14 protein-coding genes are annotated in these 13,886 nt (G+C 63.1%); 11 read left to right on the top strand and 3 right to left on the bottom strand.

The window, feature by feature from the left end:
* The first annotated feature begins 166 nt into the window (after positions 1-166).
* From aroQ to coq7, 10 genes are all read left to right on the top strand, one after another.
* On the top strand, positions 167-619 hold the full coding sequence (gene aroQ / locus ABDK11_RS02480; RefSeq protein ID WP_346838742.1) for a type II 3-dehydroquinate dehydratase: 453 nt from the start codon (positions 167-169) through the stop codon (positions 617-619).
* A gap of 43 nt (positions 620-662) precedes the next feature.
* Positions 663-1,139, top strand: a complete 477-nt coding sequence (gene accB / locus ABDK11_RS02475) for an acetyl-CoA carboxylase biotin carboxyl carrier protein (RefSeq protein ID WP_346838741.1) — start codon at positions 663-665, stop codon at positions 1,137-1,139.
* A 15-nt stretch (positions 1,140-1,154) separates the two neighbouring features.
* Positions 1,155-2,495: an acetyl-CoA carboxylase biotin carboxylase subunit gene (gene accC / locus ABDK11_RS02470; protein ID WP_346838740.1), complete on the top strand. Its 1,341-nt coding sequence runs from the start codon at positions 1,155-1,157 to the stop codon at positions 2,493-2,495.
* A gap of 255 nt (positions 2,496-2,750) precedes the next feature.
* Positions 2,751-3,632 carry a 50S ribosomal protein L11 methyltransferase gene (gene prmA / locus ABDK11_RS02465; RefSeq protein ID WP_346838739.1) on the top strand — a complete coding sequence of 294 codons (882 nt, stop codon included), beginning with the start codon at positions 2,751-2,753 and terminating at the stop codon, positions 3,630-3,632.
* A 136-nt stretch (positions 3,633-3,768) separates the two neighbouring features.
* Positions 3,769-4,959 carry a DUF3426 domain-containing protein gene (locus ABDK11_RS02460; protein WP_346838738.1) on the top strand — a complete coding sequence of 397 codons (1,191 nt, stop codon included), beginning with the start codon at positions 3,769-3,771 and terminating at the stop codon, positions 4,957-4,959.
* A 256-nt stretch (positions 4,960-5,215) separates the two neighbouring features.
* Positions 5,216-6,154: a tRNA dihydrouridine synthase DusB gene (gene dusB, locus ABDK11_RS02455; protein ID WP_346840228.1), complete on the top strand. Its 939-nt coding sequence runs from the start codon at positions 5,216-5,218 to the stop codon at positions 6,152-6,154.
* Entirely contained in the window at positions 6,151-6,459 is a 309-nt protein-coding gene (gene fis / locus ABDK11_RS02450) for a DNA-binding transcriptional regulator Fis (RefSeq protein ID WP_346838737.1), read from the top strand. Before dusB ends, fis begins: the two co-directional genes overlap by 4 nt.
* Positions 6,460-6,684: 225 nt before the next feature.
* Positions 6,685-8,277 carry a bifunctional phosphoribosylaminoimidazolecarboxamide formyltransferase/IMP cyclohydrolase gene (purH, locus tag ABDK11_RS02445; RefSeq protein WP_346838736.1) on the top strand — a complete coding sequence of 531 codons (1,593 nt, stop codon included), beginning with the start codon at positions 6,685-6,687 and terminating at the stop codon, positions 8,275-8,277.
* A gap of 215 nt (positions 8,278-8,492) precedes the next feature.
* On the top strand, positions 8,493-9,788 hold the full coding sequence (purD, locus tag ABDK11_RS02440; protein ID WP_346838735.1) for a phosphoribosylamine--glycine ligase: 1,296 nt from the start codon (positions 8,493-8,495) through the stop codon (positions 9,786-9,788).
* A gap of 43 nt (positions 9,789-9,831) precedes the next feature.
* Entirely contained in the window at positions 9,832-10,476 is a 645-nt protein-coding gene (gene coq7, locus ABDK11_RS02435) for a 2-polyprenyl-3-methyl-6-methoxy-1,4-benzoquinone monooxygenase (RefSeq protein ID WP_346838734.1), read from the top strand.
* 28 nt (positions 10,477-10,504) lie between these two features.
* On the opposite strand, the gene ABDK11_RS02430 is transcribed toward coq7, so the two are convergent.
* Positions 10,505-10,912 carry an OsmC family protein gene (locus tag ABDK11_RS02430; RefSeq protein ID WP_346838733.1) on the bottom strand — a complete coding sequence of 136 codons (408 nt, stop codon included), beginning with the start codon at positions 10,910-10,912 and terminating at the stop codon, positions 10,505-10,507.
* Positions 10,913-11,247: 335 nt separating this feature from the next.
* On the opposite strand from ABDK11_RS02430, the gene crp reads away from it, so the two are divergent.
* Positions 11,248-11,883, top strand: a complete 636-nt coding sequence (crp, locus tag ABDK11_RS02425; RefSeq protein ID WP_346838732.1) for a cAMP-activated global transcriptional regulator CRP — start codon at positions 11,248-11,250, stop codon at positions 11,881-11,883.
* A gap of 117 nt (positions 11,884-12,000) precedes the next feature.
* On the opposite strand, the gene trpC is transcribed toward crp, so the two are convergent.
* Positions 12,001-12,795 carry an indole-3-glycerol phosphate synthase TrpC gene (trpC, locus tag ABDK11_RS02420; protein ID WP_346838731.1) on the bottom strand — a complete coding sequence of 265 codons (795 nt, stop codon included), beginning with the start codon at positions 12,793-12,795 and terminating at the stop codon, positions 12,001-12,003.
* A gap of 19 nt (positions 12,796-12,814) precedes the next feature.
* Positions 12,815-13,876 carry an anthranilate phosphoribosyltransferase gene (gene trpD, locus ABDK11_RS02415; protein ID WP_346838730.1) on the bottom strand — a complete coding sequence of 354 codons (1,062 nt, stop codon included), beginning with the start codon at positions 13,874-13,876 and terminating at the stop codon, positions 12,815-12,817.
* Between the last annotated feature and the right edge of the window lie 10 nt (positions 13,877-13,886).

Below are 13,886 nucleotides of genomic sequence, written 5' to 3'. Positions count from 1 at the left end.
GTCTAACATCAACAAACCTTGCGCTCAGGCATGGACACAGGGTCACTTTTACGGCAAACTCGCCCAAACTTGAGGCAATGGCACCGGAATTCGCCGGTTGTCAGCAAGTTAGCCAACTTTCGCCAGGTTTTTGTGACCGTTTCGCGCTTTTTCTTCAGAGCAAGCTATGGCAAAAATTCTGCTGCTACACGGCCCCAATCTCAATCTGCTGGGCACCCGCGAACCGCAAATCTACGGCGCGACCACACTCGCCGAGATCGACAGTGCGGCGCGTGCGCAGTGCGAGGCCGCCGGCTGCGAGTTCGCGTGCCTGCAGAGCAACAGCGAGGCGGAGTTGATCGACCGCGTTCAGGCGGCGATGGGCGAAGGCGTGGATTTCATTGTGATCAATCCGGCCGCCTTCACCCACACCAGCGTGGCACTGCGCGATGCGCTGGCAGCTGTGGCCATTCCGTTTATCGAGCTGCACCTGTCCAACCCCCACGCGCGCGAGCCTTTTCGCCACCATTCTTATTTATCTGACCTGGCTCGGGGTGTGATCTGCGGCTTCGGCGCACAGAGCTACACCCTGGCCGTGCAGGCGGCCATTCACCAGATCGGTGCTGGCGCCAATCAATAACTGACTAGTAACTGCCCAACACAGACATAGAGAGCGAAGACCTATGGATATCCGCAAAATTAAAAAACTGATTGAACTGCTCGAGGAATCGGATATCGGCGAGCTGGAAATCAAGGAAGGCGAAGAGTCCGTGCGCATCAGCCGCGGCATCAGCGGTGCAGCGCAGGCGGCGGCACCGATGTTCGCCGCCCCCGCCATGCCGGCGCCGGCACCGGCCCCCGCGCCAGCCGCCCCGCAGCCGGCCGCAGCACCGGCGGAAGCCGGCGACACGGTACCGGCACTGACCGGCCACCCGATCAAATCGCCGATGGTAGGCACCTACTATGCCGCCGCCAGCCCCGGCGCAGAGCCGTTTATCAAAGTGGGCCAGCAGGTCAAGGTTGGCGACGTGGTGTGCATCGTCGAGGCGATGAAAATGATGAACCAGATCGAGGCGGACAAAGCCGGCACCATCGACAAGATCCTGGTGGAAGACGGCCAGCCGGTAGAGTTCGACCAGCCGCTTGTGACCATCGTCTGAGCGGGGTGACTTGGTATGTTTGATAAAATATTGATCGCCAACCGCGGCGAGATTGCACTGCGTATCCTGCGCGCCTGTAAAGAGATGGACATCACCACCGTGGCGGTGCACTCGCAGGTGGACCGCGACCTTAAACACGTGCGCCTGGCAGACGAAGCCGTGTGTATCGGCCCCAACCCGTCGCCGCAGAGCTACCTGAATATTCCCGCGATTGTCTCCGCGATGGAGATCACCGACTCGATCGCGGTACATCCGGGTTACGGCTTCCTGGCGGAAAATGCCGATTTTGCCGAACAGGTTCAGAAAAGCGGATTCACCTTTATCGGCCCCGACGCCGACACCATCCGCCTGATGGGTGACAAGGTCTCCGCCATCGCCGCAATGAAAAAGGCCGGCGTCCCGACGGTACCCGGCTCCGACGGCCCGCTGCCCGAGGATGGCGACCGCTGCCTGGAAATTGCCAAGAAGATCGGCTTCCCGGTAATCATCAAAGCCGCCGCCGGCGGCGGCGGTCGCGGCATGCGCGTGGTGCACACCGAAGCGGCGCTGCTGAATGCCATTTCGGTGACCAAGTCCGAAGCCGGTGCCGCCTTCGGCGACAGCACCGTATATATGGAGAAGTTCCTGCAGAACCCGCGCCACGTGGAAATCCAGGTGATGTCCGACGGCCAGGGCAACGCCATCCACCTGGGTGACCGCGACTGCTCCCTGCAGCGCCGCCACCAGAAAGTGCTGGAGGAAGCACCCGCGCCGGGCATTCCCGACGATGTGCGCCAGGGGGTATACGACTCCTGCGTGCAGGCGTGTGTCGACATTGGCTACCGCGGTGCCGGTACCTTCGAGTTCCTGTACGAAGACGAGCGCTTCTACTTTATCGAGATGAACACCCGCATCCAGGTAGAGCACCCGGTTACCGAAATGGTCACCGGTGTCGACCTGATCAAGGAGCAGATCCGTGTCTGCGCCGGCGAGAAGCTGTCGATCAAACAGGAAGACATCGTCATCCGCGGCCACGCCTTCGAGTGCCGGATCAACGCCGAGGACCCGAAGACCTTCTTCCCCTGCCCGGGCAAGGTCAACAACTTCCACGCCCCCGGCGGCCTGGGCGTGCGCGTAGACTCGCACCTCTACTCCGGCTACTCGATTCCGCCCAACTACGACTCGATGATCGCCAAGGTGATCACCCACGCGGAAGACCGCAAATCGGCACTGGCGCGCATGCGCGTCGCCCTGTCAGAGCTGATCGTCGACGGCATCAAAACCAATATCCCGCTGCAGGAAGAACTGGTGCGGGACGAGGCGTTTGCCGAAGGTGGAGTGAATATTCACTATCTTGAGAAGAAGCTGGGGCTGTAAGCTGCGTCCCTTCGGGATTCGAAAAGAAAAGCGGACCCGACGCGCAGGCTCTGATGCCGGGAGCCTTTTGCCAGACCTTTCACGGCCATGGATGGCCGTGGAGAGCGTACAAGGAGGTATTCACAGCGTGTCTGGCGAAAGGCTCCCGGCAGCAGGGCCGCTGCGGCATTCACCGACCGGCACATTGCCAAGCCCAGACAAGCCAATCGCTTCACAGGCGCCCTTCCACACCGAGTATCAACAGATCACTTAACCATGCCCTGGCTCCAACTCCGCGTCGACACCGACCGCGCACACGCTGAAAAAATCGAGGATGCCCTGCTATTTGCCGGCGCCGTATCCGTGACCCTGCAGGACAATGCGGACCAGCCGATTCTGGAGCCGGGCCTGGGCGAGACGCCGCTGTGGGACAACACCCGCATCACCGGACTGTTCGACGCCGCAGTGGACACCGCCGTGACCGAAGCCAAGGCCGCCTCCTTCCTGTGCGAACTGCTACCCAACGCCCGCTGGGAGCAGCTCGAGGACAAGGACTGGGAGCGCGAGTGGATGAGCCACTACAAACCCATCCAGTGCGGCGACAACCTGTGGATCTGCCCGAGCTGGTGCGAGCCGCCCGAGCCGGATGCCGTCAACCTGCTGCTCGATCCCGGCCTCGCCTTCGGCACCGGCACCCACCCCACCACCTTCCTGTGCCTGCAGTGGCTGGCGCGGGAACCACTGGCGGGCAAGAGCGCGATCGATTTCGGCTGCGGCTCCGGGATTCTCGGTATCGGCGCCCTGCTGCTCGGCGCCGAACGCGCCGTGGGCACCGACATCGATCCGCAGGCACTGGTGGCCAGCCGCGACAATGCCCAGCGCAACAGCCTGGATCCGGCGCGCTTCCCGGTCTACCTGCCGGAGCAGATGCCCGCAGAGCCCGCGGACATCATGCTGGCCAATATCCTCGCCGGCCCACTGGTGGAACTGGCACCGCAGTTGATCGCGCTGACCCGCGTGGGCGGGCGCATATGCCTGTCCGGCGTGCTCGCCTCCCAGGCCGAGGCGGTCAAGGCCGCCTACCGTGAGCAGATCGACTTCGACGAAGACGGCCAGCTCGACGACTGGGCACGCCTGTCTGGCACCCGCGTACGCTGAGCAACTGACTGGCGGCATGACCGCCGCCCGGATAGCCGCCGCGTGCGGACACGCGCCACACAGTGGCGAACACTCACTTCGCCGTGGCGCGGCGCGCTGATACACTTGGCCACCCGATAAAAATCGATCAATTCGCATGTCGCAACTGGTTACCCGCTGCCCCCATTGCAGCACCTCGTTTCACGTCAACGAACAGCAGCTGCGCGCCGCCCGCGGTGCGGTGCGCTGCGGTTCCTGCCTGCAGGTCTTTCGCGCCGACGAGAATATCGTCTTCACCGACAGCGATCCGGCCGCCGAGCGAGACCTGGAAGCCCTGCTGGAAGACGACGATTTTCTGATCCACGACGATATCGAGCTGGAGGGCGAAGAAGACAATGAGCGTCCCGCGCCCCCGACCATGGCCGTGGACACCGACGACGACATTGCGATCAACGACAGCAGCGACGACGAACCACTGATCGGCGAAGCCTTCGGCGACAACCAGTGGCAGGAAATCGCCCAGGCGCCGGAAGTCACCGCCGGTGATGCAGAGGACAGCGCAGGCGATGACAGTGAAGACGACGAACACGATGACAGCGCCGCGCTGACACCCGCCTGGGATGACCAGGATCTCTGGGCCGGCGAGCAACCGGAACCGCCACCGCAACGTGAACCGGCGCTGTCGGCGGACTGGGATGACGACGCCGTCACCGCCAGCGTCGATGATCCCATTGTGCCGGAGCGCGGCCATACGCCCCCACCAGTGGAGCCAACCGGCGAGCGCCACGCGAGTGCCACCCCCTCGCGCGAACAGCTGCTCAGTTCCATCGAGCCCGCGCCGCTGGAGGTCAGCTGGCAGCCGCGCCGCGACCGGCGCCTGCCCGGCTGGCTGTGGGCGCTGCTGGCACTGCTGCTGGCGGCGGCCCTGGCCGCCCAGGTGGCCTATTTCCGTTTCGACACCCTGAGCAAGCGCCAGCCGTGGCGCTCACTCTACGCGCGCGTGTGTCCACTGCTGCACTGCCGCCTGCCGGAAATGGTGGATCTGCAGGCGATTCACACCGCCAACCTGGTGGTGCGCAGCCACCCGAAAGTCGCCGGCGCGCTGGTGGTTGACGCCGTGCTGCTGAATACCGCCGCCTACCCGCAGCCCTTTCCGACCCTGCAGCTCGAGTTCAGCGACCTCAAGAACCAGCCGGTGGCCAGCCGCAGGTTCACGCCGCGCGAGTATCTGCGCGGGGAGCTGGCCGGGCGCAAGCTGATGCCGAGCGGCAACCCGGTGCATATTGCCATCGAGATTGCCGACCCGGGCAGCGATGCGGTCAACTACGAGCTGCATATCGTTCGCTGACGCACTCGATCGGCGAATTTCCGCGCTATTTAACGCCTCATTCACACGCGTAAATGGCGCGGGAAGTCACCAAAACTGCGCAATCGACAGGCTAAACGCGCAGCAGACAACCAACTTGCGCGCTTTTTCGCTTTTCCAACGTCGGGGCAGCCGCTATCATAGGCGCCTCTTTTTTGATGCCCGAGTGGAGCTCCCGTTGTCCAGCGACATCGCTATAGGCCCCTATATTATCGGCAACCCGGTAATCCTGGCGCCGATGGCCGGTGTCACCGACCGCCCGTTTCGCCAGCTGTGCCGGCGCCTGGGCGCGGGTCTGGTGGTCTCGGAGATGGTGACCTCGGACACGCGACTGTGGAACAGTCGCAAGTCACGGCTGCGCCTGGATCACGGTGGCGAAACAGCGCCTATCTCGGTGCAGATCGCCGGCGGCGACCCGGAGATGATGGCCGAGGCAGCGCGGGAGAACGTCAAGCGCGGCGCCCAGATCATTGATATCAACATGGGCTGCCCGGCAAAGAAAGTTTGCAAGAAGGCGGCGGGGTCGGCCCTGCTGCGCGACGAAAAACTGGTCGCGGAGATTCTGGAAGCCGTGGTCCAGTCCGTCTCAGTACCGGTAACCCTGAAAATCCGCACCGGCTGGTGCCCGGATTCTCGCAACGGGGTCACCGTGGCCAGAATGGCCGAAGACATTGGTATCGCAGCGCTCGCAGTGCACGGCCGCACCCGCGCCTGCGGGTATCGCGGTCAGGCCGAATTCGATACCATTGCCGAGATTGTATCCAGGGTGAAAATTCCGGTTTTCGCCAACGGGGACATTACCAGTGCAGAGCGGGCCCGCGAGGTGCTCGACTACACCGGCGCAGCTGCCGTCATGATCGGCCGTGCAGCACAGGGACGGCCATGGATTTTTCGGGAAATCGCCCACTACCTCGCCACCGGGGAGCGGCTGCCCGAACCCTCACTGGAAGAAGTCAGGGAGTATTTGCTCGCCCATTTGGGCGAATTGCACCGTTTCTACGGTGAAATGATGGGGGTCCGTATCGCCCGCAAACATGTGGGTTGGTACCTGAAGACACTCGCGGGGAGCGAGTCCTTTCGCCAGACCTTTTTCCAATTGGAATGCGCAGAAGCACAACATGCCAGCGTTCACGCGTGGTTTGAACGCCGAATAACGAGAGGGGCACAAGCGGCATGAATAACGAAGCATTGATTCCGGATACCGGCAGCGAAGAGGTATCCAGCGGGGGGCAGACGCAGCTGGCACAGCCGCAGCAGCAGTCCCTGCGGGACGCCGTCGAACAGGCGATGGAAAACTACTTCCGCCACCTGGATGGACAGATGGTCACCGATGTCTACGACATGGTGCTGTCCGAGATCGAAGCGCCTATGCTGGAAGTGGTGATGAAATACACCCGCCACAACCAGACGCGCGCGGCCCAGCTGCTGGGGCTGAACCGCGGCACCCTGCGCAAGAAGCTGAAGCGCTACGGACTGCTGTAACAACACCTGCGGCCGAAAAATCTGAGGGGGGATGGGGTCACTCATCCCCCCTCGCTATTTGCTGGCGGCCGGTTCTCTCCCTGGAGCCCCATCGGGACGCCACCAGTAAAACCGGATTGCCAGTCCAATTGTTTGCATCCCGAGGCTGTCGGCACCGCTGGCGGCCTTACCCGGCATTGCAGCCGGGTTATACCCGTTTCAGACACTTCAGACGGACCAACTGCTATGACTGACAAGGTAGCGATTCGCCGCGCGCTGATCAGCGTTTCGGACAAAAGCGGAATAGTTTCATTCGCGCAACAGCTCTCCGCCATGGGCGTGGAAATCCTCTCCACCGGCGGTACCCACCGCCAGCTGAAAGCCGCCGGCATCCCGGTGGTGGAAGTCTCCGACTACACCGGCTTCCCCGAGATGATGGACGGGCGTGTCAAAACCCTGCATCCGAAAGTCCACGGCGGCATCCTCGGCCGCCGCGGCACCGACGACAGCGTCATGTCAGAGCACGGCATCACCCCGATCGACATGGTCGTGGTCAACCTCTACCCGTTCGCGCAGACCGTGGCCAAGCCCGACTGCTCGCTCGAGGACGCCATCGAGAATATCGATATCGGCGGCCCGACCATGGTGCGCGCCGCGGCCAAGAACCACAAAGATGTGGCAATTGTGGTCAACGCGACCGATTACGACGGCATCATCGCCGAGATGAACGACAACGATGGCAAGCTCAGCCACGCCAGCCGCTTTGATCTGGCGGTCAAGGCTTTCGAGCACACTGCCGGTTACGACGGCGCCATCGCCAACTATCTGGGTTGTATCGCCACGGGCGCCGGCGCGATTGAGAATGGCGAAAAGCAGGCATTCCCGCGCACCTTCAACAGCCAGTTCATCAAGAAGCTGGACCTGCGCTACGGCGAAAACCCCCACCAGAAAAGCGCTTTCTACACCGAGGCCGAGCCGGCCGAGGCCAGCATCGCCACCGCCGAGCAGCTGCAGGGCAAGGAACTGTCCTACAACAATATCGCCGACACCGACGCAGCGCTGGAGTGCGTCAAAGCCTATGACGAGCCCGCCTGTGTGATCGTCAAGCACGCCAACCCCTGTGGTGTGGCGGTCGCCGACACTATCGGCAAGGCTTACGATCTGGCCTTCGCCACCGACAGCGAATCCGCCTTCGGCGGCATCATCGCCTTCAACCGCGAGCTGGACGGCGAAACCGCGAAAGCCATCGTCGCGCGCCAGTTTGTCGAGGTGATCATCGCCCCGTCGGTGTCCGCAGAAGCGGTGGCGGCCGTGGCCGAGAAGAAAAACGTACGCCTGCTGGCGTGCGGCCAGTGGGCCGCCGAGCGCGCCCCCGCGCTGGACTACAAACGCGTCAACGGCGGCCTGCTGGTGCAGGATCGCGACAACGGCGTCATTACCGCTGCCGACCTGAAAGTCGTGACCAAGCGCCAGCCCACTGAAGAGGAAATCCGCGACCTGCTGTTCACCTGGAAAGTGGCCAAGTTCGTCAAGTCGAACGCCATTGTCTACGGCAAGGACGGCCGCACCATCGGCGTCGGCGCCGGCCAGATGAGCCGCGTCAACTCCGCGCGCATCGCCGCCATCAAGGCCGAGCACGCCGGCCTGGAGGTCAAGGGCTCGGTGATGGCGTCTGACGCCTTCTTCCCGTTCCGCGACGGTATCGACAACGCTGCCAAGGTAGGTGTGCGCGCGGTGATCCAGCCGGGCGGCTCCATGCGCGACGAAGAGACCATCGCCGCCGCGGACGAGCACGACATGGCCATGGTCTTCACCGGCATGCGTCACTTCCGTCACTGATTGGGTATCGAGTATCCACAGTGAAAGGCCGGCACCGATAGAGCCTGATGTCATTCATTTAGCGCTAGTACCCGCGAAGGCAGCAATGCCGGGCACCGAAACCCGTAAATGAACAGCATTACGCCGATTGGGCCGGCTTTTTCATGTCCGCAACATTTCCGGGCTAAAATAGCCCATCTAACGGAACACAACGGCCGACTCAGGGGGAATTGAACATGAATGTATTGGTAATCGGCGCTGGCGGCCGCGAGCACGCCCTGGCCTGGAAAGTGGCCCAGAACCCCGCTGTCGACACCGTCTTCGTGGCGCCGGGTAACGCCGGCACCGCACGGGAGCCCAAACTGCAGAACGTCGCCATCGGCGTCGACAACTTCTCCGCGCTGGCGGAATTCGCCGAGGACAACGACGTCGAGCTGACCATTGTCGGCCCCGAGGCACCACTGGTGGACGGCATCGTCGACTTCTTCAACGGCCGCGGCCTGGCCATCTTCGGCCCCAGCAAGGACGCCGCCCAGCTGGAGGGCTCCAAAGCCTTCACCAAGGACTTCCTCGAGCGCCAACAGATCCCCACTGCCGCCTACCGCAATTTCACCGAGATCGAGCCGGCAATCGCCTATATCCACCAGATGGGTGCTCCCATCGTGGTCAAGGCCGACGGCCTGGCCGCCGGCAAGGGCGTGATCGTGGCCGAGACCGAACAGCAGGCAGAACTCGCGGTGCGCGACATGCTGTCCGGCAACGCCTTCGGCGACGCGGGCTGCCGCGTGGTGATCGAGGAGTTTCTGACGGGCGAGGAAGCCAGCTTCATCGTCATGGTGGACGGCGAAAACATACTGCCGATGGCCACCAGCCAGGACCACAAACGCGTCGGCGACGGCGATACCGGCCCCAATACCGGCGGTATGGGCGCCTACTCACCGGCGCCGGTGGTTACCAACAGCGTCTACCAGCGCATCATGGCCGAGGTCATCGAACCGACCGTCAAAGGTCTGGCCGCCGAGGGCATGCCCTACACCGGCTTCCTCTACGCGGGCCTGATGATCGACGCCGACGGTGCACCCAAGGTGATCGAGTACAACTGCCGCTTCGGCGATCCGGAGACCCAGCCGATCATGATGCGCCTCAAGTCCGACCTGGTGGAGCTGTGCCAGGCGGCCCTGGACAAGCGCCTCGACCAGATCAGCGCCGAGTGGGACTCCCGCCCGGCCCTCGGCGTAGTACTCGCCGCCAACGGCTATCCCGGCAGCTACCGCAAGGGCGATGCCATCACCGGCCTCGACCGCGCCGACAGCGACAACGCCAAGGTCTTCCATGCGGGTACGGCGCTGGACGGCGAACGCGTGGTGACCAGTGGCGGTCGCGTACTCTGCGCCACCGCCCTCGGCGATACGGTCGCCGAAGCCCAGGCCAATGCCTACCAGGCGGCCAAGGCGATCCACTGGGACGGTGTTTTCTTCCGCAAGGACATCGGCTATCGCGCCATTGCGCGCGAGGAAGCCACGGCCAGCTGATAGACATACCGCGCGCCCCACTTCGGCAACAAGGATATCTTTTGTGAGCGAACGCAAACTGACTGGCCTCGATCGATTGCTGCTGCAGGCGGACCGCGCGCTGCGCACTCTGAGCCCCGGCGCGCCGTGCCATGCGCGGCCGTCACCGGGTAAAAGCGAGGCGGAGACCGAACTCAGCGATGCCGAGCGCCGCCACGCGGCCGGCCTGATGCGCGTCAATCACAGCGGTGAGGTCTGCGCCCAGGCCCTCTACCAGGGCCAGGCGCTGACCGCCAAACTGCCGGAAGTGCGCGGTGAGATGGAGCAGGCTGCGGACGAGGAAATCGATCACCTGGCCTGGTGCGAACAGCGCCTGCGGGAGCTCGACAGCCGGCCGAGCCTGCTGAACCCGCTCTGGTACGGCCTGTCGTTCGGTCTCGGCGCCGCCGCCGGCAAGGTCAGTGACCGGATCAGTCTCGGTTTTGTCGCCGCTACCGAGGAGCAGGTGTGCAAGCATCTGGAGAGCCACCTGCAACACCTGCCGGCGGAGGACCGCAGGAGCCGTGCGGTGGTCGAGCAGATGCTGGTGGACGAAGAGGAACACGGCCACGCCGCCCTGGCGGCCGGCGGCGCACGTTTCCCGGCGCCGCTGAAAGGCGTGATGACACTGGTCTCCAAGGTGATGACCTCGGCCAGCTATAAGATCTAGCAGTGCTCGGGGTGCGCGCAGCGCCGGATCAGATCTCTTCGATGCGGTAGCTGTGCACGATTTCAACACCGGCGTTTTTCAGCATGATCGACGCCGAGCAGTACTTGTCTGCAGACAGCTCCACCGCGCGCTTCACCTGCGCCTCCTTGATACCGCGGCCACGCACGACGAACTCCATCTCGATACGGGAAAAGGGCGCCGGCGTAGTGTCCGGGCGTTCGCCGTTCAATTCGCAGTGACAGGAGATCACCTCCTGGCGCGCCTTCTGCAAAATGCTGACCACGTCGTAGGAGGCACAACCACCCACCCCCAGCAGAATCATCTCCATCGGCCGGATGCCGTTATTCTTGACACCCCCTTCCATGACCACAGAGTTCCCACTGCCGGATTCGCCGACAAACGTGAGACCATCTACCCAGGTAACTTTGCCCTGCATTACCAAACTCCTTCACATTATGGGGGCGCGAAGCTTAACACACAGACTGCGGTCATCAGCCCGACAGTGTTTTACGGTATAGTGGCGGCATCTACTGTCGCCGATTGGCAATACCAAATCGTGAAATCGGGCGGTTGCCACTGAACTCTGCAGACGCTATAAGGTCTCTCTGTAACGCCCATATTGGCACCATTACAGTGGTCCACATCACAATGTGAGCGTTTGCCGGGCCCGGCCACTGTTGGGGACAGGTTATTAACGCCATAATCAGCGAGTGCTATGGCGCTTCCTGGTCGGGATCAGGCACAAGTGTAAAAATTATAAGGAGTAGATCCGTGACGGTTGCTACAGAAGAACCCATGAATACCGGTAATATCGAAGACTTCCTGGCCCACTGCCACCGCCGCCGCTATCCGGCCAAGAGCACGATCATCTATGCCGGCGACCGCTGCGAGTCCCTGTACTTCATCATGCGCGGCTCCGTGACCGTGCTGATCGAGGACGATGAAGGCCGCGAGATGATCGTCGCTTACCTGAATGACGGCGACTTCTTCGGCGAGATGGGTCTGTTCGATCAGGATACCCGCAGCGCCTGGGTGCGCACCAAGACCGAGTGCGAAGTGGCGGAGATCTCCTATTCCAAATTCCAGGAGCTGAGCCGTCAGCATCCGGAATTTCTGTTCTCGCTGGCCACCCAGATGGCCGGCCGCCTGCGCAACACCACCCGCAAGGTCGGCGACCTGGCGTTCCTCGACGTCACTGGCCGCGTCGCGCGCACCCTGCTGGATCTGTGCAACGAACCGGACGCGATGACCCACCCGGAAGGTATGCAGATCAAGATCACCCGCCAGGAAATTGGTCGCATCGTCGGCTGCTCGCGGGAAATGGTCGGCCGCGTACTGAAGACTCTGGAGGAACAGGGTCTGGTATCGGTGAAGGGCAAGACGATGGTGGTCTACGGAACCCGCTGATTCGGGCACCAGTGTTTTACGAAAAGGGCGAACCGAATGGTTCGCCCTTTTTTGTTGGCGCTTTGTAACCGGGTGAGGGGCGGTCCGCTTTCGGAATCGAAGCACCACCCTGCCAGCTTAATTAAACATTTCCACCAGCTTGCGCCCCGGCTCCGGCTCGCGCATAAACGCCTCGCCCACCAGGAATGCATTGACGTTGTGGCCGCGCATGGCCGCGACATCGTCGGTGGTGTGAATACCGCTCTCGGTGACCACGATACGGTCATCCGGTACCAGATCCAGCAGCTTGAACGTGGTTTCCAGCTGCACGTCGAAGGTGTGCAGATTGCGGTTATTGATACCGATGAGACGGTTCGGCAGAACCAGCGCCCGCTCCAGCTCCGCGCGATCGTGCACTTCCACCAGCACATCCAGTCCCAGTTCCTGCGCCAGGCCGTTCAGGTCGCGCATCTGGCCGTCTTCGAGACAGGCGGCGATCAGCAGGATGCAGTCGGCACCGATCGCGCGCGCCTCGCACACCTGGTAGGGATCCACGGTGAAGTCCTTGCGCAGCACCGGCAGGCGCACCGCATTGCGTGCCTGTTGCAGGTAGGCGTCGCTGCCCTGGAAAAAGTCCACATCGGTCAGTACCGACAAGCAGGCCGCGCCGCCCTTTTCATAGCTGGTCGCAATTTCTGCGGGGATAAAATCCGGGCGGATCACCCCCTTGCTCGGCGAGGCCTTTTTGATCTCGGCGATCACCGCCGCGTCGCCGGCAGTGATGCGCGCTTCCAGCGCGGCGACAAAACCGCGTGCCGGCGGCTGGTCCAGTGCCCGCACCCGCATCTCCTCCAGAGAACACTGTTGCTTACGCTCGGCGATTTCCTGCCATTTGCGCTCGATGATGGTTTTTAGAATAGTCGGTGTACTCACGTGCGATTCTCCCTCGCGCTCATGGCTGCTCCTCCCCCACGCCAACCACGGGCCGGAAGGCACTGGTAAACGCGGCCAGATCTTTGATTTTTTCCGCCGCCAGGCCGCTGGCAATGGCGTCCTGGGCCATGGCCACGCCCTGTTCCGCGCTGTCGGCCACGCCGCTGACATAAATCGCCAGGCCCGCATTGATCGCGATGACATCGGCCGCCTTCTGCGCCGCCGCGGCGCCATCGCCGGTCAGGGCCGCGTTGATCAGCGCCAGCGATTCCTCGGAGCCGGAAACCGACAAACCTTCGAGGCTGCGGCGCTCGATGCCGAAATCCTCGGGGCGGATGACCAGCTCGTACAGCTCGCCATTTTTCAGTTCCACGGCGTGGGTGTCGGCGGCCAGGCTGACCTCGTCGAGACCGTCGTCGCTGTGCACAATCAATGCGTGCTCGGCGCCGAGGCTCTGCAGCACTTCCGCCAGAATGCGGCAGTAGGCGCGGTCGTAGACGCCGATTACCTGCCGGGTCACGCCGGCGGGGTTGGTCAGCGGGCCGAGCAGATTGAAGATGGTGCGCAGCCCCAGTGCGCGGCGCGCGCCGATCGCGTGGCGCATGGCGCTGTGGTAACTGGGCGCGAACATAAAGCCGACGCCGATGGTGTCCACGCAGCGGGCCACCTGCGCCGGGGTCAGTTCCAGGAAAATGCCCGCGCGCTCGAGCAGATCGGCGGCACCGCTGCTGGACGAGACCGAGCGGTTCCCGTGCTTGGCCACCCGCGCGCCCGCGGCCGCGGCGACGAAACTGGCTGCGCTGGAGACGTTGAACAGGTTGGCGCCGTCACCGCCAGTGCCGACGATGTCCACCGCATTGGTCAGGTCCAGCTCCACCTTGGTGGCCAGCTCGCGCATGACCTGCACCGCGCCGGCGATTTCATCGACGGTCTCGCCGCGCATGCGCAGCGCTACCAGCAATGCGCCAATCTGCGCATCCTCGGCGTCGCCGTTCATGATCTGGCCCATGGTAGTGCGCATCTCCGCGCGGCTCAGGTGTTCGCCATCGACCAGCTTGGCGATGGCCTGTTGGATATTCATCTCTTCCCCT

It is taken from the genome of Microbulbifer sp. SAOS-129_SWC (assembly GCF_039696035.1).
GTDB lineage: Bacteria > Pseudomonadota > Gammaproteobacteria > Pseudomonadales > Cellvibrionaceae > Microbulbifer.
Note: the sequence above shows the minus strand (reverse complement) of the source record. Positions and strands in the feature narration are given on the sequence as shown.